The 26,864-nt window shown below is 56.9% G+C and carries 26 protein-coding genes; 16 read left to right on the forward strand and 10 right to left on the reverse strand.

What is annotated here, in order from left to right; all coding sequences use genetic code 11:
• Positions 1-43: 43 nt before the first annotated feature.
• Positions 44-1,702: a methyl-accepting chemotaxis protein gene (locus IV493_RS09395; RefSeq protein ID WP_195857031.1), complete on the reverse strand. Its 1,659-nt coding sequence runs from the start codon at positions 1,700-1,702 to the stop codon at positions 44-46.
• A gap of 224 nt (positions 1,703-1,926) precedes the next feature.
• Between IV493_RS09395 and IV493_RS09400 the strand changes: the two genes are divergently transcribed.
• Positions 1,927-3,183 carry a mechanosensitive ion channel family protein gene (locus tag IV493_RS09400; RefSeq protein ID WP_195857032.1) on the forward strand — a complete coding sequence of 419 codons (1,257 nt, stop codon included), beginning with the start codon at positions 1,927-1,929 and terminating at the stop codon, positions 3,181-3,183.
• 58 nt (positions 3,184-3,241) lie between these two features.
• Here the strand turns inward: IV493_RS09400 and IV493_RS09405 are convergent, their stop codons facing one another.
• Positions 3,242-3,538: a hypothetical protein gene (locus IV493_RS09405; RefSeq protein ID WP_033733000.1), complete on the reverse strand. Its 297-nt coding sequence runs from the start codon at positions 3,536-3,538 to the stop codon at positions 3,242-3,244.
• Positions 3,539-3,968: 430 nt separating this feature from the next.
• Between IV493_RS09405 and treZ the strand changes: the two genes are divergently transcribed.
• The 4 genes from treZ to IV493_RS09425 all read left to right on the forward strand — a co-directional run bounded on the left by treZ (position 3,969) and on the right by IV493_RS09425 (position 11,304).
• Entirely contained in the window at positions 3,969-5,753 is a 1,785-nt protein-coding gene (gene treZ / locus IV493_RS09410) for a malto-oligosyltrehalose trehalohydrolase (protein WP_195857033.1), read from the forward strand.
• A complete protein-coding gene (treY, locus tag IV493_RS09415) occupies positions 5,750-8,278 on the forward strand; it encodes a malto-oligosyltrehalose synthase (RefSeq protein WP_195857034.1) in 2,529 nt (842 codons plus the stop codon). Before treZ ends, treY begins: the two co-directional genes overlap by 4 nt.
• Before the next feature lie 59 nt (positions 8,279-8,337).
• A complete protein-coding gene (gene glgX / locus IV493_RS09420) occupies positions 8,338-10,413 on the forward strand; it encodes a glycogen debranching protein GlgX (protein WP_033782962.1) in 2,076 nt (691 codons plus the stop codon).
• A 126-nt stretch (positions 10,414-10,539) separates the two neighbouring features.
• On the forward strand, positions 10,540-11,304 hold the full coding sequence (locus IV493_RS09425; RefSeq protein WP_013357731.1) for an SDR family NAD(P)-dependent oxidoreductase: 765 nt from the start codon (positions 10,540-10,542) through the stop codon (positions 11,302-11,304).
• Positions 11,305-11,403: 99 nt separating this feature from the next.
• Here IV493_RS09425 and IV493_RS09430 read toward each other — a convergent pair whose 3' ends face one another.
• On the reverse strand, positions 11,404-11,679 hold the full coding sequence (locus IV493_RS09430) for a hypothetical protein (protein WP_033732518.1): 276 nt from the start codon (positions 11,677-11,679) through the stop codon (positions 11,404-11,406).
• Between the two features lie 544 nt (positions 11,680-12,223).
• On the opposite strand from IV493_RS09430, the gene IV493_RS09435 reads away from it, so the two are divergent.
• Together IV493_RS09435 and IV493_RS09440 are read left to right on the forward strand one after the other, a co-directional pair.
• The gene (locus IV493_RS09435; protein WP_195857035.1) at positions 12,224-12,763 is read left to right on the forward strand and encodes a TetR/AcrR family transcriptional regulator; all 540 of its coding nucleotides are present in this window, start codon (positions 12,224-12,226) and stop codon (positions 12,761-12,763) included.
• The gene (locus IV493_RS09440) at positions 12,760-13,908 is read left to right on the forward strand and encodes an MFS transporter (RefSeq protein ID WP_195857036.1); all 1,149 of its coding nucleotides are present in this window, start codon (positions 12,760-12,762) and stop codon (positions 13,906-13,908) included. Before IV493_RS09435 ends, IV493_RS09440 begins: the two co-directional genes overlap by 4 nt.
• A gap of 148 nt (positions 13,909-14,056) precedes the next feature.
• Here IV493_RS09440 and IV493_RS09445 read toward each other — a convergent pair whose 3' ends face one another.
• On the reverse strand, positions 14,057-14,290 hold the full coding sequence (locus IV493_RS09445) for a hypothetical protein (RefSeq protein ID WP_041456831.1): 234 nt from the start codon (positions 14,288-14,290) through the stop codon (positions 14,057-14,059).
• Positions 14,291-14,576: 286 nt separating this feature from the next.
• Between IV493_RS09445 and IV493_RS09450 the strand changes: the two genes are divergently transcribed.
• From IV493_RS09450 to IV493_RS09460, 3 genes are all read left to right on the forward strand, one after another.
• Positions 14,577-15,098 carry a GNAT family N-acetyltransferase gene (locus IV493_RS09450; RefSeq protein WP_195858168.1) on the forward strand — a complete coding sequence of 174 codons (522 nt, stop codon included), beginning with the start codon at positions 14,577-14,579 and terminating at the stop codon, positions 15,096-15,098.
• Positions 15,099-15,201: 103 nt separating this feature from the next.
• Positions 15,202-16,413 (forward strand): diguanylate phosphodiesterase, encoded by a 1,212-nt coding sequence (locus IV493_RS09455; protein ID WP_013357725.1) that lies wholly within the window; start codon positions 15,202-15,204, stop codon positions 16,411-16,413.
• Positions 16,414-16,640: 227 nt separating this feature from the next.
• Positions 16,641-16,874 (forward strand): DUF4060 family protein, encoded by a 234-nt coding sequence (locus tag IV493_RS09460; protein ID WP_013357724.1) that lies wholly within the window; start codon positions 16,641-16,643, stop codon positions 16,872-16,874.
• A gap of 48 nt (positions 16,875-16,922) precedes the next feature.
• Here the strand turns inward: IV493_RS09460 and anmK are convergent, their stop codons facing one another.
• Complete coding sequence (gene anmK, locus IV493_RS09465; RefSeq protein ID WP_195857037.1) at positions 16,923-18,044, reverse strand: anhydro-N-acetylmuramic acid kinase; 1,122 nt, start codon at positions 18,042-18,044, stop codon at positions 16,923-16,925.
• 282 nt (positions 18,045-18,326) lie between these two features.
• Here anmK and slyB point away from each other — a divergent pair, with 282 nt between their 5' ends.
• Positions 18,327-18,794 carry an outer membrane lipoprotein SlyB gene (slyB, locus tag IV493_RS09470; protein ID WP_013357722.1) on the forward strand — a complete coding sequence of 156 codons (468 nt, stop codon included), beginning with the start codon at positions 18,327-18,329 and terminating at the stop codon, positions 18,792-18,794.
• Positions 18,795-18,834: 40 nt separating this feature from the next.
• Here slyB and slyA read toward each other — a convergent pair whose 3' ends face one another.
• A complete protein-coding gene (gene slyA, locus IV493_RS09475; protein ID WP_010245551.1) occupies positions 18,835-19,272 on the reverse strand; it encodes a transcriptional regulator SlyA in 438 nt (145 codons plus the stop codon).
• A 150-nt stretch (positions 19,273-19,422) separates the two neighbouring features.
• Between slyA and IV493_RS09480 the strand changes: the two genes are divergently transcribed.
• From IV493_RS09480 to IV493_RS09490, 3 genes are read left to right on the forward strand one after another with little or no spacing between them, the layout of a single operon-like run.
• A complete protein-coding gene (locus tag IV493_RS09480; RefSeq protein ID WP_013357721.1) occupies positions 19,423-19,659 on the forward strand; it encodes a DUF1656 domain-containing protein in 237 nt (78 codons plus the stop codon).
• 5 nt (positions 19,660-19,664) lie between these two features.
• A complete protein-coding gene (locus IV493_RS09485) occupies positions 19,665-20,522 on the forward strand; it encodes an HlyD family secretion protein (protein ID WP_195857038.1) in 858 nt (285 codons plus the stop codon).
• The gene (locus IV493_RS09490; RefSeq protein ID WP_095707269.1) at positions 20,519-22,519 is read left to right on the forward strand and encodes an FUSC family protein; all 2,001 of its coding nucleotides are present in this window, start codon (positions 20,519-20,521) and stop codon (positions 22,517-22,519) included. Before IV493_RS09485 ends, IV493_RS09490 begins: the two co-directional genes overlap by 4 nt.
• Here IV493_RS09490 and IV493_RS09495 read toward each other — a convergent pair whose 3' ends face one another.
• The 4 genes from IV493_RS09495 to IV493_RS09510 all read right to left on the reverse strand — a co-directional run bounded on the left by IV493_RS09495 (position 22,520) and on the right by IV493_RS09510 (position 24,924).
• A complete protein-coding gene (locus tag IV493_RS09495) occupies positions 22,520-22,987 on the reverse strand; it encodes a hypothetical protein (RefSeq protein WP_013357718.1) in 468 nt (155 codons plus the stop codon).
• A gap of 129 nt (positions 22,988-23,116) precedes the next feature.
• Positions 23,117-23,635 (reverse strand): superoxide dismutase family protein, encoded by a 519-nt coding sequence (gene sodC / locus IV493_RS09500; RefSeq protein WP_013357717.1) that lies wholly within the window; start codon positions 23,633-23,635, stop codon positions 23,117-23,119.
• Positions 23,636-23,719: 84 nt separating this feature from the next.
• Complete coding sequence (locus IV493_RS09505; RefSeq protein WP_195857039.1) at positions 23,720-24,616, reverse strand: aldo/keto reductase family oxidoreductase; 897 nt, start codon at positions 24,614-24,616, stop codon at positions 23,720-23,722.
• A gap of 68 nt (positions 24,617-24,684) precedes the next feature.
• The gene (locus IV493_RS09510) at positions 24,685-24,924 is read right to left on the reverse strand and encodes a DUF1289 domain-containing protein (protein WP_195858169.1); all 240 of its coding nucleotides are present in this window, start codon (positions 24,922-24,924) and stop codon (positions 24,685-24,687) included.
• Positions 24,925-25,098: 174 nt separating this feature from the next.
• On the opposite strand from IV493_RS09510, the gene IV493_RS09515 reads away from it, so the two are divergent.
• Complete coding sequence (locus tag IV493_RS09515) at positions 25,099-25,695, forward strand: TetR/AcrR family transcriptional regulator (protein WP_195857040.1); 597 nt, start codon at positions 25,099-25,101, stop codon at positions 25,693-25,695.
• Between the two features lie 50 nt (positions 25,696-25,745).
• Entirely contained in the window at positions 25,746-26,843 is a 1,098-nt protein-coding gene (locus IV493_RS09520; RefSeq protein ID WP_195857041.1) for an alkene reductase, read from the forward strand.
• Positions 26,844-26,864 lie beyond the last annotated feature (21 nt).

The following is a 26,864-nucleotide window of genomic DNA, read 5'->3' on the forward strand; positions in this document are numbered from 1 at the left end:
GTAGCACAGTCGCGTGCGCGGTGATCCGTCAGACGTTCCGTTATCAGAAGGTCTGCCAGTTCTCATTGTCTGTCACAGCGACAGGCTGACGTTTTGGCACAGCAATCGCCTTCGCAACCGGTGCGGCAGAGAACGCTGCGTGCAGCGTGCCGGTTTTGAATACCGACACCGTTTTACGCAGGTAGCTCGCCTGCTCTTCCAGCGAGGCGGCGGCAGTGGCGGACTCCTCCACCAGCGCGGCGTTCTGCTGCGTCACCCCATCCATTTCTGAGACTGCAATGCAGACCTGCTCAATGCCCCGCGTCTGTTCGGTCGAGGATGCCGCAATCTCTTCAATCAGCTGCGTCACACGACTCACCGACTTCACAATACTCTCCATCGCGGTGCCCGCCTGCGCAGCATGGCCGGCACCGGTTTTGATGCGCTCTGCTGAGCGGTCGATCAGTCCACGAATTTCCTGCGCGGCGCTGGCGCTGCGTCCGGCCAGCGAGCGCACCTCACCCGCCACCACCGCAAATCCACGCCCCTGTTCACCGGCACGCGCGGCTTCAACCGCAGCATTCAGCGCCAGAATATTGGTCTGGAAGGCGATGCTGTCGATAATGGCGATAATACCGGCGATCTGATTCGAGCTTTCGCTGATCTGATCCATGTTGGCAATCACCCGGGCAACGGTCTCACCGCCCTGCAGGGCCGTAGCTGACGCCTCTTTCGACACCGTGGTCGCCTGCTGGGCATTGTCTGCGTTGAGCTTCACCGTCGAGGTGAGCTGCTCCATGCTGGCGGCGGTTTGTTCCAGCGCGGCTGCCTGCTGCTCGGTACGGGAAGAGAGATCGGTGCTGCCGGCAGAAATTTCCGCGGCACCGGTGAAGATTGAGCGAGTGGCGTCATCGACCGATGTAATGGTTACCACCAGCGCATCACGCATCTGCTGCAACTCCTGAATCAGCTGGCCCATCTCGTTGCGGCCCTCATGCTGAATCGCAGAGGTTAAATCACCGGCCGAGATAGCGCGCATATGAGCGGTCAGTCTGGCCAGCGGGTTAATCAGCAGCTTCTGCAGTCCCATCCAGACTGCCACCCCAATCACGCCGGTGATCAGGCCGATGGCCAGCAGCGCCCAGAGTGCATCCGTCAGGCTACGCTGGTTGTGCAGAGAGGTATCTTTCATCAGCTGGATGTTCACTGCACGCCAGGCCTCATAGGCCGTGTCGAGCTGATCCTGTGCCGCCTGCGCTTCAAGGTTGCCATAGACCGGGTAGTTGCCCTGCTTCAGAAAGGTGACAGAGGCCAGCATGGTGTCACGCATCTGCTGATAAGCAGTCTGAACCTGCGTCGACTGGGCTTCACTCTGTCCTGCTTTACGCGGCATCGCCTGCCACGCTTTAAAATCTGCATCCGCCTTTTCCGCTGACTGACCCGCCTGCTCCAGCAGTGTGGCGATGGCCGCCAGCGATTTGGGGTCCTGCTGATTTTTCAGGAAACGGATCGCCACACGGTTGATGGTGACGCGGGTTTTAATCAGGGTTTTGACCGCATCGCTCAGGTGCTGCTGCTGCAGCGTCAGCTGCTCGGCCGCCACGAAGTTTTTGTCGGCTTTTGACACGCCGTTGTAGAACAGAAATCCGGTCAGGGTCAGTAACGTAATAAAGACGGCCAGTACCGCCAGAATACCGTGAGTTATTTTAAGATTTTTAAGCATGTCCGCAGACTCATATCAGAGAAGATAAAGCTGTTATCGGCCAGCGAGGGATTTATCTGAGCGCAGTCGCAGTGAAGCCTGCTCTCCGCACCACGCCGGATGCAGCCAGCACGTCGTACTGCGCTGAAAAAAGGGTGTGACGCCGCCTGAACGCATTCGGCGCTTAACAAGCGACCCCGTGCTGTGGTTGAATTCGCCCCTTACATTTTTAGCACGTGGTTAACATGCATTACATTCAGAGTCTGATGAGTTTTATAGAGGGGAACCGGGTGCTGTCGATCGGCTTCAGCCTGCTGCTGCTGATTATGGCCGGGATGGTCACTCACCTGATCTGCAAATTTTTCATCGTCAAAGTGATCAGGAAGGTTTTCTTCAGCAGTCATAAAAAAGACGTTCCGCTGGATAAAGATGTCCGCCTCTCTCAGAAGCTGTCAAATTTTGTGCCGGTGATTGTGGTCTACAATTTCCTGCAGTTTATGCCCGGCCTGCCTGAAAATCTGAAAGTGGCGATTCAGACCATCTGCGGCATTCTGTTTTTTGTCTATCTGTCGATCTTCTTCAACGAAGTGCTGGAGATTGTTAACAACTCCTACTCGCGCAAATCCAAGCGCAAGAATCACTCGATCAAGGGCTATATCCAGATTGGTAAGATCCTGGTGCATATTATCGCCGCGATCATGATTCTGGCGATTATGTCCAACAAGTCGCCCGCGATTATTATCTCCTCGCTGGGTGCGGTCGCCGCGGTACTGATGCTGATCTTCCAGCATACGCTGCTGTCGCTGGTGGCGAATATTCAGCTCTCCTCCAACGATGTGCTGCAACTGGGCGACTGGATTGAGATGCCGGACAGAAACATCAGCGGCGAGGTGATCGATATTGCGCTGCATACCATCACCATCCGCAACTGGGATAACACCATTTCGCGCATCCCGACCAAGAACTTCCTGACCGAAACCTACACCAACTGGCAGGCGATGTTCTCCTCAGGCGCGCGCCGCATCATGCGCAGCTTTTATCTTGATCAGAAGTCGATCACCTTTGTGAATCAGGAGATGCTGCAGGCGATGAGCCAGATCCGCCTCGCGGGTGAAACGATCACTGAGCTGCTGGATGGACGGGATATCAATGCCGTCGGCGACCGCTGGTTTATGGAGAACGGCATCACCAATCTGATGGTGTTCCGTAAATTCCTGAGTGCCTGGCTGGCCCAGCGCGATGACATTATGAAAGAGATGTATATCGTGGTGCGACCCCTGAAGCCGTCGCCGGATGGGCTGCCGGTGGAAATCTACTGCTTCACCTCATCGATTTTCTGGGCCGATTATGAAAATACACAGGCGGCGATTTTTGAGTATATCTATGCCATGGCCCGGCTCTTTGAACTGCAGATTTATCAGCATCCGGCCGGGTCTGATTTCGCCCGTCTGGCGCAGCCGCGTCCCGTCAGCAGAGATGCAGAGCCAAACGGCATGCCGTAACCCGTGATCTGCTGTGGCGGTCCCGCACCGCCACGGTAGCTCACTGTGGCTCAGATCATTAACTCTTACTCAGCGCATAGTTCAGCACTTTGTCATTCTTCATCTGCACGGTCAGCGTCTGCCCTTCGGTAGTGTTCAGGGTGCGCGCCTCACTGTAGGTCCACTTCAGCAACCGCTGACCGTCCGGGTAAGGCGTCTCACTGTCAGGCTGACCAAACAGCGCGATCAGCTGGGCTTTGGTCGTCTGACCGGCATGAATGTGCTGCAGATTACGGTTGTCCAGCCGGTGTCCGACCCGGTTAGAACAGGCGGAAATCAACAACAGCAGCGTGACTAACAGAACGCGTTTCCTCACGTAATATCCTTTTGAAATGTTCAGCGCCGCAGATCCTCCAGCGTGACCTGCGCGATCGCGCATAAGCTTATAGCGAATCCGCGCCATCCGGCAGGGTTTTTCTGAGTCTGCCCCCCCATGATTTTCCCCTGCCAGAGGCCGATTCAGAGTAATTAACGCAAATTAATGCGCCTGAACCGCCTGCCGCCCTGCGACTGCAACATCTTAGTCTATGATTACTCTCTGTATGCCGCGTGGAAGCGGTCTCACTTTTTCCTTCCCGCCGCACCACGCTGAATACCAGTCCAGCTTCCTGGCTGAAGAGGCGCGCCAGCCCACCTGGCATCCAGGTCTCACTGAGTGCTTTACGATTTTTTGACGCTTACGTCATCGACATCCTATTCGCGCGGTGGTCACCATCGCGTATTTTCAGGCTAAATGAGGCAACTGAATGGAATCCAAATCTTTTTCTAAAAGTTGGGGCGCTGAACGGGTTGCCAGTGACGAGGTGCGTTTCCGCCTCTGGGCAACCGGTCAGCAACGCGTGACGCTGCGTCTCGCCGGTAAAGATATTGAGATGACACCGCAGGCGGACGGCTGGTTTGAAACCGAGGTCGCCGGTGTGGCTGCGAATGCCGAATATGATTTTGTGCTGGCGGATGGCACGGCCGTGCCCGATCCCGCTGCCCGTGCCCAGAAAGCGGAGGTCAATGGGCCCTCTCTGGTGATCGATTCTGACGCGTATCGGTGGCAGAACACCGGCTGGAAGGGTCGTCCGTGGACGGAGTCAGTGGTCTATGAACTGCACATCGGCACCTTTACCCAGGAAGGCACCTTCCGGGCGGCAATAGAGAAGCTGCCGATGCTGGCCGAGACCGGCATTACCATGATTGAAGTGCTGCCGGTGTCGCAGTTTGGCGGCAATCGTGGCTGGGGCTACGATGGCGTGCTGCTCTATGCACCGCATGCGGCTTACGGTTCGCCGGATGATTTTAAAGCCTTTATCGATGCGGCGCACGGTCTCGGCCTGTCGGTGGTGCTGGATATCGTGCTGAACCACTTCGGCCCGGAGGGCAACTATCTGCCGCTGCTCGCGCCGGACTTCTTCCATAAAGAGCGCCAGACGCCGTGGGGCGCCGGTATCGCCTATGACGTTGATGCGGTGCGCCGCTATATCGTGGAAGCACCGCTCTACTGGCTGCAGGAGTTTAATCTGGATGGCCTGCGCTTTGATGCCATCGATCAGATTGACGATCCCAGCGAAAAGCATGTGCTGGTTGAGATTGCCGAGCGCATCCGCGCCACCATTACCGATCGCCCCATTCACCTCACTACCGAAGATTGCCGAAACGTCACCTTCCTGCATCCGCGCGACGAGAACGGAGATGCTCCGCTGTTTACCGGCGAATGGAACGATGACTTTCATAACGCCGTACATGTGCTGGCAACCGGTGAAACCCACGCCTACTACCAGGACTTCGCTGACCAGCCGGCGCAGCGGGTAGCGCGGGCGCTGGCAGAAGGCTTTGTCTATCAGGGCGAAGTCTCAGCACAGTCGGGCGAGGCACGCGGTGTGAAGAGCAGCAGCCAGCCGCCAGTCGCCTTTGTCGACTTCATCCAGAACCATGACCAGACGGGCAACCGCGCGCAGGGCGAAAGGCTGGTCTCGCTGGCAGGTGCAGAGCGGACACAGGTGCTGCTGGCCATGCTGCTGGTCTCGCCACACATTCCGCTGCTGTTTATGGGCGAAGAGTATGGCGAAACCCGACCATTCCTGTTCTTCACCGATTTCCACGGCGATCTGGCTAAAGCGGTGCGTGAAGGTCGCGCCCGGGAGTTTGAAGGCCATGCCGGTCACGGCGAAACGGTGCCGGATCCTAACGATGTCACCACCTTTGAACAGTCGAAACTCGACTGGCAGCGCACAGAAACGCCGGAAGGTCAGCAGTGGCTGGCGCTGACGCGTCATCTGCTGGCGCTGCGTCAGGAACATATCGTGCCGCTGCTGCAGACCGCCGGCGGTGATGCCGGTCAGGTGGTGAAAACCGCAGACGATTTCCTGGCGGTGCGCTGGGACTTCCCGCAGGGCACGCTGTCACTGGCGCTGAACGTCGGCGACAGCACGCAGCCGATTCCCGATTTGCCGGGTGAAACGCTGTTTGCCTGGCCGCAGACCGCAACCGAACTGATTCCCAACGCTATCGTGGTGCGTCTGGCTAAGAGAGAAGCAGAATGACTATTCCAACCGCAACGTACCGCATCCAGTTCCGCAACGGCATGACCTTTGACCGCGCGGCGGCGCTGGTGCCCTACCTGAAACAGCTGGGCATCAGCCATCTTTACGCCTCGCCGATCTTCAGCGCCACCGCTGAATCAACCCACGGCTATGACGTGACCGACGTTAACCAGATTGAGCCGTCGATTGGTGGCCGGGAAGGTTTTGACCGCATGGTGGCCGCGCTGAAAGCGGCCGGGCTGGAGCTGATCCTCGACATCGTGCCGAATCATATGGCCGCCTCGCTGGAGAACCCCTGGTGGCGCGACGTCATTGAACATGGCGAACAGAGTCGCTATGCCACTTATTTCGATATCGACTGGTCTCGCCGCCTGACGCTGCCGTTCCTCGGTGACACCTTTGAGGCGGTGCTGGAAAACGGTGATATCAGCGTGCAGCGCGATCCGCAGACCGGCAAACCGGCGCTGGCCTACTTCGACAATTTCTATCCGCTGAAACCTGAGACCTGGCAGGATCGCGAAGAGTCGGTGCTCGCCCTGCGCGATGCCGCAGAGATCGCCGAGCTGCACGACCAGCAGCCGTGGCGACTGATGTCCTGGCGCGACGCGCCCAACGACCTCTCCTACCGCCGCTTCTTTGAAGTGACCGGTCTGGTGGGCGTGCGCGTGGAAGAAAAAGCCGTCTTTGATGCCGCGCATCAGCTGATCCTCGAACTGGTTCACAGCGGCGCGGTGCAGGGATTGCGCGTCGACCACGTGGATGGCCTGGCCGATCCGCGCGGCTATCTGGAGCAGTTACGCCAGGCGGCCGGTCCCGACTGCTATCTCACCGTGGAGAAGATCCTCGGCGACAATGAACAGCTGCCTGATGAGTGGCCGGTTTCCGGCACCACCGGCTATGAGTTTATGGCCGCGCTCGCCAATCTGCTGGTTGACAGCGATCGCCTGAGCGGACTGCGTAAAGCCTATCAGGCGGTGATTGGCAAAACCGTCGACATGAAAGCGGAGCTGCGTGCCGCTAAGCTGCTGATGGCGAACCGCAATTTTGCCGGTGAATTTAACCGTTTACTGCAGCTGGCACTGAAGATTGCTGACGCCGACGGCGCGACTCAGCCGGAAGCGGAACTGAAAAATGCGCTGCGTGAGCTGCTGGTGGCCTTCCCGGTTTACCGCACCTACGGAACGCCGCAGGGCCTGACATCCGCCGACACGGCGCTGCTGCAACAGGTCGTCAGTGAAGTTAAAACGAGCGATCATGCGCCCGACACCCAGGCGCTGGATTTCCTGGCCCGCATTCTGCGTGCAGAGATTGCCGACTCCGCCCGCGACGATGCCACGCAGTTCCGCACCCGCTTCCAGCAGCTGACCGGTCCGCTGATGGCGAAATCGGTCGAGGACACTCTCTTCTTCCGCCAGCACATGGCGCTGGCGCTGAATGAAGTCGGCGCTGAACCGCTGGCACGCCACTTCTCACTGGATCAGTTCCATGCAGAGATGCAGGCGCGGCGCGAACATCAGCCCGATGCACTGTCGGGCACCTCAACGCACGACACTAAGCGCGGCGAAGATGCCCGTGCGCGGCTCTATACCCTGACCGAAGCGCCACAACGCTGGGCGGAGTGCGTCAGCCGCTGGCGGGAGATGAACAAGGATCACGTCGTACGCCTGAAAGATGGCCCGGCACCGGAACCGGCCGTGGAGTGGATGCTGTATGAAGCGCTGGCCGGCGTCTGGCCGACCACCCTGCAGCCACAGGATGCGGAAGGTCTGGCGGCGCTGGAAGCCCGCTTTGTGGTCTATGTTGAGAAAGCGATGCGTGAAGCCAAACTGCGCACCGACTGGGCCGACAATAACGATGACTATGAAGAGGCGGTGCTGAGCTATGCCCGTCATCTGCTTGCGCCTGGCAACAGCGCCTTCCTCAATGATTTCTGCCAGTCACTGCAGCCCTTTATGCGCGCCGGCCTGGTCAACAGCCTGACCCAGACCGTGGTGAAGCTTACCGCACCAGGCGTACCCGACATTTATCAGGGCAGCGAGGCGCTGGACTTCAGCCTGGTCGATCCCGATAACCGCCGCGAACCCGATTTTGATGCGCTGGCGGCGATGCTTAACGCGCCGCAGCAGGACGGCAGTGAGGCGCACTGGCTGCGCGGTCAGGTCAATCAACAGGCGATTGTGAAGCTGTTAACGCTGCGTCAGCAGCAGCCAGAGCTGTTCCGCCACGGTGATTATCTGGCGCTGTCGACAGAGGGTGAGCATCAGGACAAGGTGCTCGCCTTTGCCCGCACCCGTGAGGATCAGGCGGTCATCGTGATTGTCTCACGGCGGGTCTTTAACTCACTGCCGGAGAATCTCGATCAGCCGCCCGAGGCGCGCTGGGCTGATACCCATATCGCCCTGCCCGCCGCACTCGGCCAGCGCCGCTATCAGGATGTGCTGAGCGGTAAAACCTTTGATGCAGGCGACAAGCTGCCGCTGACAGAACTGGCATCGCAGTGGTGCGCCGTGCTGGTGGCACAGTGAGTGTCGGGAAGAATTTAGTTTATTACGCGTCAATCTGTTCACTGAATAACGAGGCATAAATGTCAAACAGTCAGCGTTTTGAAATTACGGCGGGTTACAGCCATTTGCTGGGGGCCAATTTTGATGGCCAGGGCGTGAACTTTGCCCTGTTCAGCGCCCACGCCGAGCGGGTTGAACTCTGTCTGTACGATCCCAGCGGTAAAACGGAAATTGCCCGGCTGGAGCTGCCGGAATATACCCACGAAGTGTGGCACGGCTATATTCCGGGCCTGAAGCCCGGCGCGCTCTATGGTTACCGCGTCTATGGCCCTTATGACCCGGAAAATGGTCATCGCTTTAACCCGAACAAGTTGCTGCTCGACCCGTACGCCCGTGAACTGGCGGGCGACATCGCGTGGAACGAGGCGCACTTCGCGTACGATCTCTACCATGACGATAAAGATCTGACGTTCGACACTCGTGACAGCGCCCCGTTTACGCCTAAGTGCCGGGTGATCGACCCGAATGAATTCGACTGGCAGGATAAAAACCGCCCGAATGTGCCGTGGCCTAAAACCGTCATTTATGAAACCCACGTGAAAGGCTTTACGCAGCTCAACACCGCACTGCCGCCGGAACTGCGCGGCACCTTTGATGGTATGGGTCACAAAGCAACCGTCGACTATATCAAAAGCCTGGGCATTACCTCCGTCGAGCTGCTGCCGGTGCACTGGTTCCCGGACGATCAGCATCTGCTGGATAAGGGACTGAAAAACTTCTGGGGCTACAACACGCTGGGCTTCTTTGCGCCCGCGACCCGCTACTTCGGGCCACGCGGCATTCAGGGCTTCCGTGACATGGTGCGCGCCTTCCACGACGCCGGTATTGAGGTCATCCTCGACGTGGTCTACAACCACACCGCCGAGGGTAATGAACTGGGTCCGACGCTGTCGTTTAAAGGCATCGATAACTTCTCCTATTACCGTACGATGCCCGACCAGCATCGTTACTACATCAACGATACCGGCACCGGCAACACCGTGAATACTTCGCATCCGCGCGTGCTGCAGATGGTGCTCGATTCGCTGCGCTACTGGTCTGAGTCGATGCATATCGACGGTTTCCGTTTCGATCTCGGCACGATTCTGGGCCGCGAACCGGATGGTTTTGACCCGCGCGGCGGCTTCTTCGATGCCGTGATGCAGGACCCGATCCTGTCGCAGAAAAAGCTGATTGGTGAACCCTGGGATATCGGTCCGGGTGGCTATCAGGTGGGCAGCTTCCCGCCAGGCTGGGCAGAATGGAACGATCAGTACCGTGACACAGTGCGTGACTACTGGAAAGGCAACAACGTCTCCACCGACTTCGCCGCCCGCCTGCTGGGTTCCGGCGATCTCTACGACCAGCACGGTCGTCGTCCGTGGGCCAGCGTCAACTTCATCACCGCCCACGATGGCTTCACGCTCAACGATCTGGTGTCGTACAACGACAAACATAACGATGAGAATGGCGAAGACAACAACGACGGTCACAACGACAACCGCTCCTATAACTACGGCGTTGAAGGCCCGACCGATGACGAAGGCATTAACGCGGTGCGCGAGCGACAGAAACGCAACTTCCTCGCCACGCTGATCTTCTCTCACGGCACGCCAATGCTGCTGGCAGGTGACGAGTTTGGCCGCAGCCAGATGGGCAACAACAACGGCTACTGCCAGGACAGCGAAATCTCCTGGGTACACTGGGATAATCTGCCAGAGTCCGCGGAGGCGCTGCGCGAGTTCACCCGTCAGATCCTGACATTGCGTGCTCAGCAGCCGTTGCTGCGTCGTGAAAACTGGCGCGACGGCATGGATATCAAATGGTTTAACGCCGGTGGCGGCTTCCAGCAGAGTGAGCAGTGGGATGAAGGCTCAACGCTGGGCGTCTATATCGGCCGGCCGGATCTGCAGACCGAGGAAGGCATCTGGCATGACGTGCTGATGCTGCTTAACCCGTTCGAAGGCAATGTGCCGTTCCGCATTCCGCAGTTTGGCGAAGGTGGCTGGGTGCTGGAGCTGACCACCAGCGATGTGGCGAAGCGGGGTCTGGTAATCACCAAAGAAAAAGATTTCGAGCTGGAAGGACGCAGCTTCGCTCTGTTCAGACGTCCCTAGTCACTGAACAGGTTAACAATCAGGCAACAGGCGTAGCGCATTTCGCGCTGCGCTTGTTTTTTTGCAAATCGCTGCCAGGCTTAACCGGTTGTTAACAGTAAGAATTGATGCTGATAAGGAGGCATAATGTCCAGATTTACACAGAAGGTTGTGGTTGTGACAGGTGCCGGATCCGGCATTGGCGAAGCCAGCGCAAAGCGCTTTGCTGAAGAAGGGGCATCCGTGGTGCTGGTAGGACGCACCCGACAGAAACTGGAAGAGACACTGGCTGAAATGACGGCGGGTGATCATCTGGTGGCGGCCTGCGACGTCTCAGAAGCCGGACAGGTTAAACAGCTGTCAGAAACGGTGCTGAAGAAGTATGGCCGTGTAGATGTGCTGGTAAATAATGCGGGCGTTATCGTGCAGGGCCGCATCCATGAAGTCGACCTCGACGCATGGAAAACCCTGATGAAAACTGACCTTGATGGCGTTTTCCACGGTGTTCACTACTTCATGCCAGCGCTGCTGAAGAGCAAAGGTAACGTCGTCAACATTTCCTCCGTTTCCGGCTTAGGCGGTGACTGGGGTATGAGCATCTATAACGCCGCTAAAGGGGCAATTACTAACTTTACCCGTGCGCTGGCGATGGATTACGGTGCGGATGGCGTGCGGGTCAATGCCATCTGCCCCGGCTTCACCTTTACCGATCTGACCGAAGATGCGAAAAAGGATCAGGAACTGCTGGAGCGTTTTTACGATCGCATTCCGCTGCGTCGTGCCGGTGAAGCGGATGATATCGCTCGTGCAATTCTCTTTATTGCCAGCGATGAAGCCAGTTATATTACCGGCGTCAATCTGCCGGTTGATGGCGGACTTACCGCCTCAAATGGCCAGCCTAAACAGGCATAAGTATCAGGGCAGCGTATTACGCTGCCTTTTTTATTCTGAACGCCCCGCCCTGTTAATTCCCTTTATTCTCTTTTACTGCTGCCATTTAATTTCAGTGAATTAATGCTTTGGCGTATGGCGGGTTGGCGTTGCCGCGCGCGCTGGTTTAATTGCCGTGCTGGTCGTGGTCGGGCAAATAAAGGTGCTCAGGCAGGCATTACACAATATGGCATTAGCGTGATGGACTTTCGCCACCGCCAGCGCCTGCTGTCGGGTATAAAGCGAACCAATAAAAACGCGTTTATCGTTCTTTGACAGATTAACGCAACCTTCTTTGTGTAAAATCCATCCACCCATGGGACGCGGGCACAGATAATAATAGCTGGCTTTGAGCATGGTAGTCATCCTGATAGTTGCTGTATGTGTCGTAAAAAAACGAACCAAAATTCGTAAGAGATTTTATTTGTAATCTGAAGCTTTATTAAACTAACTGAGAATTATCCCTAAAACCACTTTATTGCGTAACGCAAACCGACTTTGAGAATATGCCCTTTTCGGTCTCTATTATCGCTTCAGTCATTCAGCGCGCTTAACGTTCCCGTCCCGCTTTGCAGCCCCGCTTTCATTTAAGGTACTAATGCATCAATAAAAAACTGAAATTCAGATTAATCGTTACAAAACATAAGGTTGATTAGACTGTCGCTGTAAACGGCCAGATAGGTTACGGCAGTTATGATTAGAGCCGCAACAAACGACATTAACCGCCGCAGGGGTACTTATGAGTATTGATAAACTGAGGCTGAAAAAGTGTGAAAGCGGCAGAGCGCCTCTCTTTTAGCGAAGCGCTGGGCCATGCAGAGTCGGGGGTTTATCAATAACGGCGGGCGTAATTAACGGCGACTGGCTTGAAAAAGTAAAACGATCGGTTTACTTTTAAAGAATGAAAAAGAGAGATGATATCCTTCAGGCCGCCGAGCGGCTCTTCTATACCCACGGCTTTCACGCCACCAGTACCGATCAACTCTGTCGCGAAGCGGGCGTTTCGACACGCACGCTTTATCATCATTTCGCCTCGCGTGAAGCACTTACCGCCGCGGTGCTTGACGCCCGCGAACAGCGCTTTATGGCGGCGCTGCTGCCAGCGCAACAGCCTGAGGCAATCGCGCATCTGTTTACGGTACTGGGTGAGTGGACGACGTTAAATGGCGCGCGAGGCTGCTTCTTTCTGAAAGCCTGGGGGGAATATGCCGAGCGGGATAGCGGGCTGGCATCTCAGGCACTGGCCTTTCGCGCCAAGATGCGCGCTTACATTACGCAATGCGTGACGCATCTGCGCGGCGAAGTTAATCAGCAGCTGAGTGATGCCATCTGGATACTCTTTGAGGGAGCGATTACCACCGCGCTGATTACCGGTCCTGCCGCTGTACGACAGGCGGCACAGGTCGCCAGCCAGTTATTGCAGCGTGGTGAGGTCAGATGAGGTCACCCGCCGCGCTGGCGCTGACCGGCTTTAGCCTGATTGCTGTGACTTACGGCATGGCGCGCTTCTCGTGGGGATTGATGCTGCCTTCGATCTCAGCCGATATCCTGTTCAGCCCGCAGCAGGCAGGCTTGCTGTCAGCCTGCAGCTTTGTGGCCTACTGCCTCACTATTCTCACCGCAGCCGCACTGGCAGACCGCTATGGTGCCCGACTGACCGCGCTGCTGGCGGCCCTGAGTGCCGCATCGGGGTTGCTGCTGCTTGCCTGCGCCTCCTCACCGCTACTGCTGGCGACAGGACTGTTTGTTGCCGGATTGAGTTCAGGGCTGGCCTCGCCTGCACTGGCCGCGGCTGTCAGTAACAGGATTGCGGCTGTAGATCAGCCGCGCATCAATACCCTGATTAACGCCGGCACCAGCGCCGGTATCATTCTGACCGTGGTGATCCTGAGCGTGCTGCCAGGCGGATGGCGGGCCGCTTGCATGCTGTTCGCCCTGCTGTCACTGGCCTGTATGCTGCCGGTAATCCGCGTGCTGTCGGTTCATGCTGTCGGCAGCGCTACTAAAGCGCGACACTGGCACCAGCGTCTGTACCGTCGCGCTATGCGCCGGCTGATGGGCATAGCGCTGGTTTCAGGTCTGATCAGTGCGGCCTGGTGGAGCTTTGGGTCGGCGCTGCTGCGCCAGCATGTCGGCGTTGATGCAGAGACCGCCCGTTTACTCTGGCTGGTTGCCGGAGGTGCAGGCATTGTGGGTGCAGCAACCGGCCCGGTCGCTGCCCGTATCGGGCTGAACGCGGTTTACCGGCTGTCACTCTGCGGAATGGCATTGCCACTGCTGGTTCTGGCCTTCAGTCACGGTGAATCTACCGGTTTACTGGTTGCGGTGGCCTGCTGCGGCGCAGGATACGTGACGTTGTCGGGCGTGTTGCTGGTATGGGGAGCACAGGCCACGGCTGAAGAGCCCGCGACAGGCGTAGGTATCCTGTTTTTTATGCTGGCAGTCGGTCAGGTTGCGGGATCGCTGCTGTTTGGTCAGCTTTACGCCGCGCTGGGTGCCGGTACGGCATTAACGCTGTTTGCGCTCAGCGCCCTGCTCCTGCTGTTTATTACACCATCGCAGAATAGTGACGCATCAGATAAATAAGCCGTAAATTACAAACAGCGTCATAAATCGTGGCGGGAATTAACTGATAATGTTATTTACCAGACAGCGTAAAACAGAACCACCCGGCTCATCAGAAATAATAATGTCACTTTTATAATTAAACGGATAAAGGCAGCCCCGAAGTTTTTCAGATCGCGCGGATATTTTTAATCCGTGGATTCACCTTTTGCTGAAGTAAATCTTCAGCGGGACCCAGATAATAAGGCACCGCACACTGCTTACCATCTTTGGTAAAAATAATCTGGTTATCCTGCAGGAATAACGCCGTAAAATGGCCCAGCACGACCCCATTTAATTCGAAGCAGTGATTTCGTGCTGCACGCAGCCCCTGCTTACTATTCAGAAAATCAACAAATCGCATCACGCTGCGCCTCCCGTCAATTAATTCACCCTATCGGAACGGCACAGATAATAGCCTTAACCCCGTTGCGGATCATCCGGCTGACGCTGTTTTCAGAATAGGCTTAACCGCCATTCAGAAGCGGGGTTCACCGGCAGAGATGAGTATTCCCTTTTCGCCAGGCATAGTCCTGGGGGAAGCGCCCGTATTAAAATTGCTGACGCGCACGAGATTTATATTGCGCGCTATGAGCACCCGCTATACCGTTGTTTTTCAACAGGTGCAGACGATCAGGGCAAACCTCATGATGGAAATTTTTGATGCAGATGAACGCCACATCCCGGCGATTCAGCAGATTTACGCCTGGCATGTCCTTAACGGCACCGGCTCATTTGAGACCGTGCCCCCTGACGCTGCAGAGATGGGCGAGCGAATGCGTAAGATACAGCAGGCGGGGCTGCCGTGGTTCATCGCTGTCAGCGACGGCGACGTACGTGGATTTTGCTATCTGGCACCTTACCGCCCGCGCCACGCCTACCGCCATACGCTGGAAGACTCGATTTATATCGACCCCGGCTTTCAGAAGCGCGGTGCCGGTTCACGTCTGCTGGAGCATACCATCCAGTGGGCGGAGCAGAAAGGCTACCGCCAGTTGATCGCCAACGTCGGCGACAGCGAGAACCGGGGGTCGATTGCCGTGCACCAGGCAGCAGGATTTGAAATAACCGGCATTCTGCGCTCGGTGGGGTTTAAACAGGGTCGCTGGCTGGATACCGTTTTTATGCAACGTTCTCTGGGAACAGGCGATACCACGCCGCCAGTTGACTAAAATATTAGCGTCAGAATAAGAAAGTCATACTGGCCCTCGTTTTCCCAAGGAGAAGCTTCTGGTAAGGTGCCTTAACAAAAAATAAAAAATTCCGGAAACCTTTATGTTGTCGACAATCATCTATCGCAGCCACATCACTGAACATGTGCAGCTCGAGACCCTGAATGATTTGGCGCGGAAAGCGAATAAAATCAACAAATCGTCCAGTGTCACCGGAATTTTACTGTTCAATGGCACGCATTTTTTCCAGCTTCTGGAAGGCCCGGAGGCGGCGGTTAAGGCGGTCTATAGCCGGATTTGCCAGGATCCGCGCCACCACAATCTGGTCGAACTGCTGCGCGATTACGCTCCGGCGCGACGTTTTGGTCATGTTGGTATGGAGCTCTTTGATCTGCGGCTGCACGATCAGGAAACCGTGCTGGAGTCAGTGCTGGAAAAATGCACGACGAAATATCAGATGACCTATGCCGATCGTGCACTGCAGTTCCTGCGCACCTTTGTTGAAGCGCGCGAAAAAGAGAACTATTTCGAGATCCCTGCCGCCAGCGGCTGGACGTTTATTCGTAATGAGACAGAGCAGCGCGAAGGCGATGCGGCGCTGTTGGCTACGGATGAAGTCAGCTTTGCGTTTCAGCCTATTGTTGATCCCTTCGCCTGCGAGATCGTTTCACTGGAAGCACTGCTGCGCGGTCCGCAGGGAGAATCGCCGCTCGACTACTTTGCCCGACTGACACGCGAGCAGCTTTATCAGGTCGATCTGCAGTCGAAAAAGATCGCCTTTGCGCAGGCGAAGAAGCTGGGGATTGAGGGGATGACCCTGTCGATCAATCTGCTGCCGATGACGCTGGTAGAAGTGCCCGACGCCGTCCCCTTTTTGCTGGATGAGATTGCGGCCCATGGGCTGGTGCCCGAGCAGGTCATGGTTGAGTTCACCGAGAATGAAATCATCTCGCAGCCGGAAGCGTTTGAAGCCGCCATCAGGCAGCTGAAAGCGGCCGGTATCAGCCTGGCGCTGGATGATTTCGGTGCCGGTTTTGCCGGGCTGTCGCTACTGACCCGCATTCAGCCCGACAAAATTAAGATCGATCGCGCCATCATCTCTGACGTGCATAAAAGTGGGCCGAAACAGGCGATCATCCACGCCATTCTGAAATGCTGCGCCTCACTGGAGATCGGTGTGATCGCCGAAGGCATTGAACAACCGGAAGAGTGGATGTGGCTGGAAGCCGCGGGCGTGACCCAGTTCCAGGGGTTCCTGTTCTCGGAGCCTGAACTGAATGGCGTTGCGGCCGTGGCCTGGCCGGAGCTGATTTAACCTCCTGCGATTTGGATGATTTTACGTCTCCCTGCCTTGCTGGATCACCCGGCGGCTGCTAAATAATTAACAGCGCCGGAGGATCATCTTTCTGTCATCTTCCCGCGTCACAGTCAGTCATGACCCCATCAGTGATTAAATGTTTAGCAGTCAGATGTTCAGTGTTTAGGCCAGCGCTACGCGCCATGCGTGCGACGTGACTCCAGGGACAGCATTTGAGGAACTGAATGAAGCAAATCATCCGCGGTGATAAAGAACCCTCCCATATTCTGGCAGCGACCCGTGCGCTCGAAGCGCACTACGCCCGCTACGGAGAAGGTAATAAGTACCATCCCATCATCTATTCCATCGCATACCGCAGCCGGTTTTATCAGGTTGAGGTCATTACCCGACGTGAAACCATGGTAGCCACGGTGATTACCGGGGTTCGTAATCTGACGCATCTCTCCGGCGCCGCCTGACGGCCGCCTGCTCGCCTGCGGGGGCAAACTGGCCCCCGCATCCCCCGCTTAACGCCGGTAGAGGGAATTGGCCGGATAAATTGCGCCTATCACGCTTTTCTCTCGTGCGCCCGTCACCGCAGGCAGATTGCCCGGCAGACCGGAGAGCGTACGGAACGCCAGCCAGGCAAACGCCAGCGCCTCCATGTCATCACCACTGATACCCGCCGCATCGGTGGTCGCCACTTCCGTTCCCGGAAGGTGTGCTGCCAGCCGCGCCATCAGCAGCGGATTGCGACTGCCACCGCCACACACCAGCAGACGATCGCAGCCATCATTGAGTAACACCTGCTGTGTAATGGTGATGGCGGTCAGCTCCACCAGCGTGGCCTGCACATCCTGCGGTGCCAGACCCGGGAAATAGCGCAGATGCTGCTCCAGCCAGCCCAGATTGAAGTGTTCGCGCCCGGTGCTCTTCGGCGGCGGCAACGCAAACCAGGGTTCGCGCAACAGCGCCTCCAGCAGAGCCGGGATCACCGAGCCGCTGCGCGCCCACTGCGCATCTTTGTCATAAGGCTGACCCTGATTGCGCCATATCCAGGCGTCCATCAGCATATTGCCGGGACCGGTATCGAAGCCGCGCACCGCCTGTCCCGGGATCAGCAGCGAGAGATTGGCGATGCCACCAATATTCAGCACCATGCGGCGTTCTGCGGCATCCATCAGCAGCGCCTGATGAAAAGCAGGCACCAGCGGCGCGCCCTGCCCGCCCAGCGCCATGTCACGGCGGCGAAAATCGCCCACCACGGTGACGCCGGTTGCCGCGACGATCTGGTTATTGTCACCAATCTGCAGCGTATTTGGCGCGTCACTCTGGGGCTCATGCCAGACGGTCTGACCATGACAGCCAATCGCCGTGATATCGCTGGCCTCCAACGATTCGCGCTTCATTAATGTCACGACGGCTTCAGCGAAGAGCTGGCCGAGGCGGGTATCAAGCTGACCGAGCTGTGACAGGGTCAGGGACTGACCCTGGCAAATCGCCAGAATGGCCTGACGCAGCGCAGGTGGCATCGGATGGCAGTAACTCGCCTGCTGCGCCACCATATTATCATCAATGGCGGCCAGCACCACATCCACGCCATCCAGGCTGGTGCCTGACATTACCCCGATATAGCGTCCTGATTTCATAACCATTCCTTACTTCCGGCGGGAAGTGCGATTCATCTGCGGTTAGCCTGACAAATAATGATCGCTAATTCTATGATTAAATTCTTTTTATCCGATCGTGCTGACCAGTAACGTTACGGGACTATTTTTAAACGACGATTGAATTATTGTTGATCTTACATAGTCTATGCTTCGTCCAACCGTGTTTTATTCGGACAGGGATTAATTTGCCAGTTTTGTGTCTTATACTGTGTGCAGGATATAGCGATAAACGTGGCGCCTTCTCGACTAAAGGAGTTTCAAATGATTAAGCGTGTAATTGTGGTCGCTCTGGCCGGTGCGATGCTGGCAGGTTGTAGCAATACCAGTACGCTGTCGGGTGACACCTACAGTGCCAGTGAAGCCAAGCAGGTGCAGAGCGTGTCGTACGGTACGTTAGTCTCTGTGCGTCCGGTGAAAATCCAGGGCGGTGATGAAAGCAACGTCATCGGTGCAATCGGTGGTGCGGTGCTGGGTGGCTTCCTGGGTAATACCATTGGTGGCGGCACCGGACGTAGCCTGGCAACAGCCGGTGGTGCGGTTCTGGGTGGCGTAGCAGGCCAGGGTGTTCAGGGCGCAATCAATAAAACCGATGGCGTTGAGCTGGAAATCCGTAAGGATGATGGCAACACCATCATGGTGGTTCAGAAACAGGCCGCCTCGCGTTACTCCGTTGGCCAGCGTGTTGTCATGGCGTCCAACGGCAGCCAGGTGACGGTTTCACCTCGCTAAGGCTGCAAAACAAAAAACCGACGCCCGGGCGTCGGTTTTTTTATTTCTCTTTGTGCTGAAGTTCGAGAATGTTTTTCTCAAGCCGGGCGATCAGCGTCACCATCTGACTAATCTCTTCCCGACTGATGCCGGACAGAATGTCATCCCGCGTCTCATCAATCACACTCTCAACCTGTTCGATAATCGGCTCCGCCTGCTGCGTCAGCTTAATGCGCTTGGCGCGACGATCGTTGGCGCAGGTCGAACGGGTAATCAATCCTTTCTCTTCCAGTTGATCCAGCGTCCGCACCAGCGAAGGCTGTTCAATACCAATCGCCTTGGCTAACTGAATCTGCGACTGTTCGGGCGGCAGTTGATGAATATTGTGCAACGTCACCCAGTGAGTCTGAGTCAGCTCAAGCGGCTTGAGCCGCTGATCAATCAACGCGCGCCAGATGCGCACCAGGCGAGATAAATCCGTTCCGAGGGGCGTATCCATTTCATCTCCTTATAATTAGCTTGCTAGCTATCAAGCCAGATTTTACACTATTCTGCGAGTTTACAGGACAAATTACAAATCCCGGACCAGGCTACGATTACGCTGCAGCGCGTTCAGTCTGCCGTCTGGGTTAACGAAGGATGTTATCACGTGCTCACTCCTGCTTTTTCAGGTGCTAAACCGCTAACCGATCTGGTCGTGGGTGCCTCGCTTTTTTTCCCGCCGATATTCAAAGCGGTGCTGCTCGGCTTCTTTTTCTGGCTGCTGATTCACCCGCTGGTGCGCGGCTGGATCTACTCCGGCGACGTCTGGCATCCCACCCTGTTTGATCTCTCCCTGTTTGTGCTGTGCGTTACCGCCGCACTCTGGCTCATCGGTCACGGATAATCGATATGAAATTTAACGCGGTAAAATACTTTTCAACGCTGATTGTGTTTGCGCTGGCGCTGCTGGCCGGTGGCTGGCTGTGGAACTACTACATGCAGTCGCCCTGGACGCGTGACGGAAAAGTGCGGGCAGAACTGGTGGATATTACGCCTCAGGTGTCGGGCCGGATTACGCAACTGAAGGTCAGAGACAATCAGTTCGTGCATCAGGGCCAGCTGCTGTTAACACTGGACCCGGTGCCATGGCAGATTGCACTCGACAACGCTGCCGCCCAGCTCAGCAAAGCGCAGGCGGACCTGGCGAAAGCGCAGCATGAATATCACCGGCGCAGCAGTCTGCCGCGTAACATCATCTCCGCCGAGGATCTGGATGCGGCACGCTTAAGCGCGGAAGCCACCGCCGCCAGTGCCAAAGCCGCGCAGGCGGAGCTGGAGCGGGCGCGCTGGAATCTGCAGCAGACGACGCTGACCGCACCGACAGATGGCTGGATCACGAATCTGACGCTTCGTCCCGGCAACTATGCGACAGCGGGGTCGCCCCTGTTTGCGCTGGTCGACAGCCACTCTTATTACGTCTTAGGCTATTTTGAAGAGACCAAGCTGCGCCATATTCACGCTGGTGCGGCGGCTCAGGTGGTGCTTTACAGCAATGGCATGCGGCTGCAGGGCCAGGTGGACAGTATTGGCCGCGCTATCTATGACCAGAGCATTGAGACCGACAGCGGTCTGGTGCCCGATATCAAACCCAACGTGCCCTGGGTGCGGCTGGCGCAGCGGGTGCCGGTGCGCATTCGTCTCGATCCGCTCCCGGCTGATGACAGTCTGGTTGCGGGCACCAGCTGCACCATCACCATCCAGCCATGAATGTTCAGTGGCTGGCCTGGGATCAACTGCCCTGGATTAAGGCGAACGGCGGTCAGTGGCGCTATGCGTTGCGGAATGCTATCGCGATGTGTCTGGCGCTGAGCATCGCCTATGGACTGGATCTTGATGAGCCTTACTGGGCGATGACCTCCGCCGCCGTGATCAGCTTTCCTACCGTGGGCGGCGCGATCGGTAAAAGTCTGGGCCGCATCGTCGGCAGTCTGCTCGGGGCCACCGCCGCGCTGCTGATTGCCGGACATACTCTGAATGAGCCCTGGCTGTTTACCTTTGCGATTGCCGGCTGGCTGGCGCTCTGCACCGGCATTGCAAACCACTACCAGAACAATGTCGCCTATGCCTTTTCGCTGGCGGGTTACACCGCCGCTATTATTGCCTTCAGCAGCGTCAACATCACTGATATCACCTCGCTGTGGACGATCGCCCAGGCTCGCGTCTGTGAGGTGATCTCCGGTATTCTGTGCGCCGGTTTGATGATGATGGTGCTGCCGAGCACCTCCGATGGCGAAACGCTGATTACCTCCCTGAAACAGATGCATGCGCGATTGCTGGAACATGCGGTATTACTGCTGCAGCCCTCGGCCAGCGATACCATTCGCACCGCACATGAAAACGTCATCAGCCAGATCCTCACCATGAACCTGCTGCGCATTCAGGCGTTCTGGAGCCACTACCGTTTTCGCCGACAGAACAACGTCCTGAACTATGTGCTGCACCAGCAGTTGCGACTTACCAGCGTGCTCTCCAGCCTGCGCCGTATGCTGCTCAACTGGCCTGACGCGCCAGAGGCGCTGTTTGAGGCGCTGCAGCAACTGCTGGCGGAGCTGGCAAAACCGGCGTGTGATAAATATCGTCTGGCGCAAATCCTGCGCAGCGTGACACCCGCAGCGGATGGCGACTACCGGCAGCGCGCCTTTTGTCAGCGGCTGCGCTACTTCTGCTGGATGTACCTCAACGTGCTGCGCTGGATCCGTCTGCTGGATCGCGCCGATGCCGATACCCGCTTTCAGCCACCGCCGGTTCCGGCGCTGGCGCGTGACAGTGACAGTGCCGAAGCGGGCTGGAGCGCCCTGCGCACCTTCTGCGTGATCGTACTGGGCTGCGCCTTCTGGATTAATACGCAATGGTCTTCCGGGGCCTCGGCGCTCACCCTGACCGCCATTGCCTGCGTGCTTTATGCCTCTGCCCCTTCACCCGGGGGCAGCGTCACGCTGCTGCTGAAAACGCTGCTGTGGCTGTTTGCATTTAGTTTTGTGATGAAGTTTGGCCTGATGGTGCAGATCGGTCAGCTATGGCCGTTTTTACTGTTTCTGTTTCCGCTGCTGGTGACGCTGCAACTCTTCAAGCTGCAGCAGAAACAGCGCGCCGGGATGTGGGGGCAGTTCATCGTCTTTATGGGCTCGTTTATCGCGGTGACTAACCCGCCCACGTGGGATTATCAGGACTTTTTTAACGATAACATCGCCAAAGTCTGCGGAGTGCTGCTCGCCTGGCTGGCGTTTCAGATCCTGCGGCCCAGCTCCGATGCGCGGCGCAGCCGGCGGCATATCCGGGCACTGCGGCTGGCGTTTCTCGATCAGCTGCGGCAACGACCCCGGCTCAGCGAGAGCCGCTTTGAATCGCAGATTTATCATCGCATCAGCCAGCTCAGCCATAGCCGGGATGAGCAGGCACGCGTCTGGCTTCTGCGCTGGGGCGTGGTGCTGCTCAACTGTTCGCATATCGTCTGGCAGCTGCGTGAATGGCGCGCCGGTTCAGCAACGCTGATGGCATTTCGCGATAACAGCCTGCAAAATTTACAGCAGATTATCAGCAGCCGCGGCGTACGGCACAGTTCGCTGGAACAGATGCTGACGGAACTGGAAGCGACCATTACCGCGTTACTGGCGCTGGAAAACAATGAGGCCAGCGAACTGGCGGGGATTATCTGGCGATTACGCTGTTCGCTGGCACAGCTGAAGCAGGCTGTGCCGGAGTGATTACTGGCAATACTGCTGCTGTTGACGGTTAAAATCATCCTGCAGCTGTTGCAGCGTTTTATGGCCCTCGAAGCGGGTTTTATCCATCTCGGTCATCGGTTCAATCACCAGCGCTTTCTCATCAGGTGAGAAGATAAAGCGACGCGTCAGTTCGGTGCCGGTAAAACTCTGACCGTGAATGCCACCGCACACCATGGTCATGGTGCGGCGATAAATTGTGGTGTCAGTGAAATTGGTTTCAGTGGCGCTGCGAAAAACCTGATCGCACCCCTGCGCTTCCAGCTTGCGCACCATGTTGCGACTGAGCCATTCACGACCTTTGGCGATCTTTTCACAGGTGACACGCATCTTGCTGGTATCAATGGTGCGCTGAAGCTCCCGTCCGGTTTCAGTGACCAGCTGCGTATCATTGGGTTTATCGCATCCCACCAGCAGCAGACACAGCAGTAATGCACCCTTGAATTTCATTTTCCCGCTCCTTTCCTCATCACGCTTTCTTACCTGAATCAATATCATAGGGGGGAAATGACGGGGATGGTATAACAATTCATAAACAGGCGGGATAAAAAGGGCGGCTATTGCCTGCCGCCCGGAAATTCAGATAACGCCGCAGGCATAACGCGCCCCGCCGCCGCCCAGCGGTGCAGGATGATCGGCATGATTATCTCCGCCAGCATGCACCATCAGCGCTTTGCCTTTGATCTCTTTTAACGACTTCAGCCGTGGCGCCAGCACCGGATAGGTGGCACTACCTTTCTCATCAACATAGATCGCGGGCAGGTCGCCCAGGTGACCTTCAGCATACGGCCCCAGATGTTTGCCGCTGTTAGCCGGATCCAGGTGACCGCCAGCCGCACCGGCGGCGACCACTTTCCCCTCAGATTCACCCGGTTCACAGCTGCCTTTAGCATGGACATGAAAACCGTGAATGCCCGGCTTCAGTCCCTGCAGGTCCGGCGTAAACTGCAGACCATACTGGGTCTCGTCAATCTTAACGGTGCCCAGCGATTTGCCAATCCCTTCAGCGGTAACCTGATGGATCGTAACCTGCTCGCTGGCAGCCTGTGCTGAGCCGCAGGCGATCAGCGCAAAAAGCGCAACTGCTTTCATTTTCATGTTGACTCCATTTGTATCCCAGGGTTTGAGATAAGTCTGGTCGCTGTTGCACTATTTTGCCGAAGATTGACGCAGTTTTACGCTTCAGGGCACATCAAATCCCAGCGCCGCTTTGCGAATACGGAACCACTGCTGCCGCGACAGGGATAAATCCAGTGCCCCGGCGGCTTCGCTGACGCGCGCCGTTTTGCCTGAGCCGATGATCGGCAGAGGCCGCGACGGCAGCATCAGTATCCAGGCATAGACCACCTGCTCCAGACTGGTGGCACCGGTTTCCTGCCGCACCACCTCCAGTTCATTACGCAGGGGCTGGAAGTGAGGATCGTTGAACAGACGTCCGCCGCCGAGACAGGACCAGGCCATCGGACGAATGCGCAGTTGCTGGCACTGATCCAGCGATCCATCCAGTAATACGCTTTGCTGCACGGGTGAAATCTCCAGCTGATTTGTGACCAGCGAGAACGGCAGACGGGATTGCAGCAGTGAAAACTGGGATGGTGTGAAATTCGAGACGCCAAAATTCAGCACCTTGCCGCTTTGATGAAGTGCCATAAAGGCTTCAGCCACTTCGTCAGCCGCCATCAGCGGATCGGGACGATGGATCAGCAGCAGGTCGAGACGATCGGTGTGGAAATGGCGCAGCGAGTTTTCAGCACTCTGCAGGATATGATTTTTGTCGGTAATGTAGTGGCCAATCTGATGTTCAGGTCGGGCGCGGGTGGCAATGCCGCACTTGGTCACAATCTGAAGCTGATCGCGCAGTCCGGGAGCCAGCTTCAGCGCCTCGCCAAAGGCCGCCTCACACTGGTAGTCGCCGTAAATGTCCGCATGATCAACGGTGGTAATGCCGAGCCTCAGATGGTGCTCAATAAACGCAACCCGCTCCTGCGGCGACATGCCCCACTCCATCAGACGCCAGTACCCCATAACCAGCGGTGAAAAATCGGGGCCCTGTAAAGCGATGGCCTGCGGTTCTAACATGACGTTCTCCCTGTTGCGCGTTGGCTGTAATTAGTGTGTCAGAGAGTATAACGGAAAGCGGAAAGTCGTCAGAATAACTCCGGCTGTTGTGGCTCGGGTGGCTCTTCGCCTTTCTGATGCCGCTGCAGGCGCAGACGACGCTGCTGACAGAGACGAATGACTTCCCGCTTTTGCGCATCGCTGAAGCGCAGCCAGTTGAACCGCTCATCGCGGCTGCGTAAACATCCCAGGCAGTAGCCACGTGCATCGGTCTGGCAGATGCCGCGACAGGGGCTGGGAACCGGGAAAAACTCAAGCTGCTCGGCCACCATGACTCCGGATTAACAGAATAAACAGTCCAGTAAAAAGCGTAGCCTGGATGCACAGGAATTAAGCTTTGCCCCGTCAGAATTATCCTTTTCTCTCACGGGTGAGTTAACACTCTGTGCCAAATGCACGGTGCAGCGTTGCATTAGACCAACCGGTCTACTACTCTCTCTGCCATGAATAAGACGCTACAACGCAATGAAACCCGCGAACACCTGCTCCAGACAGGTGAACAGCTCTGTCTGCAACGCGGCTTTACCGGAATGGGCCTCAGCGAACTGCTGACGCAGGCGGCGGTGCCGAAAGGCTCCTTCTACTACTATTTCCGCTCTAAAGAGGTGTTTGGCGTGGCGTTACTGGAACGCTACTTTGCGCGTTATCTGCAGGATGTTGAGTTACAGCTCAACCAGACAGACGGCACACCGCGTGAACGTCTGCTAAATCATTTTCGTGCTGCGGTTGAGCTGTTTGTGCAGCAGGGACACATTGTCGGTTGTCTGGGCGTGAAAGTTTCTGCTGAGGTCTGCGATCTTTCAGAGCCGATGCGAGACGCACTGCAGCAGGGTGCAGGAAAGATCACCGCGCTCTATGCCCGGACGCTGATTGCCGCAGAGCAGCAGGAGTCGCTGAGCCTGCCGCAGCCCCCGGCGCAGATGGCAGAGTTGCTGTCGCTGTTATGGCTGGGCGCCAGTCTGCAGAGCAAAATTTCCCGCGAGGCGCAGCCACTGCGTCTGGCACTGAGTACCATCGAACAGTGGCTTAAAAGCCGCTGATTTTTAAAAAACGTGTTTGTAGACGACTGGTCTACTAATCAGGAGCTATTATGGCGAGTACCCAGCTGTTTCGTCCGCTGAAAGTCGGCGCAATTACCGTCCCAAACCGCGTATTTATGGCACCGCTGACCCGTCTGCGCAGCATTGAGCCAGGCGACATCCCTACCCCAATGATGGCGGAGTATTACCGTCAGCGCGCCAGCGCCGGTCTGATTATCACCGAAGCAACCCAGATCTCTTTCCAGGCAAAAGGCTATGCCGGTGCGCCAGGCTTACATACGCAGCCACAGATTGCCGCGTGGAAAGTGATTAACGAAGGTGTCCATCAGGCAGGCGGTCATACCGCCATACAGTTATGGCACACCGGTCGTATCTCGCATAACAGCGTACAGCCGGAAGGCAAAGCACCGGTAGCGCCATCCGCCATTGCAGCGGGTACGCGTACGTCACTGCGTGCTGAAGATGGCAGCGTCTATCGCGAAGACACCTCTGTACCGCGCGAACTGACGGTGCCAGAGATCCAGCAGATCGTGGCCGATTTTGGTCAGGCTGCGGCGAACGCACGTGAAGCAGACTTCGACCTGCTTGAGCTGCATTCCGCGCACGGCTACCTGATTCACCAGTTCCTGGCACCGGGTTCAAACCAGCGTACCGACGAATATGGTGGCAGCATCGAAAAACGCGGTCGCTTTGCGCTGGAAGTGGTCGATGCGGTGATCGCCAACTGGTCAGCCGATCGCATTGGTATCCGCGTCTCGCCTATCGGCAGCTTCCAGAATCTGGACAACGGTCCGGATGAAGAAGAAGCGGCGCTGTGGTACATCGGTGAGCTGGCAAAACGCAACATCGCCTATCTGCACCTCTCTGAACCAGACTGGGCCGGCGGCAAGCCTTACACCGACGCCTTCCGTCAGAAAGTGCGCGATCTCTTCCCGGGCGCCATCATTGGTGCCGGTGCTTACACCGTTGAGAAAGCGGATGATCTGATTGGTCGCGGTCTGATCGATGCGGTTGCATTTGGTCGTGATTACATTGCTAACCCGGATCTGGTTGAGCGTCTGCAGCAGGATGCCCCACTCAACCCACAGCGCCCGGAAAGCTTCTACGGCGGCGGCGCGGAAGGTTATATCGACTACCCGACACTGTAATCTGTTTGGGCTGCCGTCCGG

This window comes from Pantoea sp. SM3640 (genome assembly GCF_015654165.1).
GTDB lineage: Bacteria > Pseudomonadota > Gammaproteobacteria > Enterobacterales > Enterobacteriaceae > Pantoea > Pantoea vagans.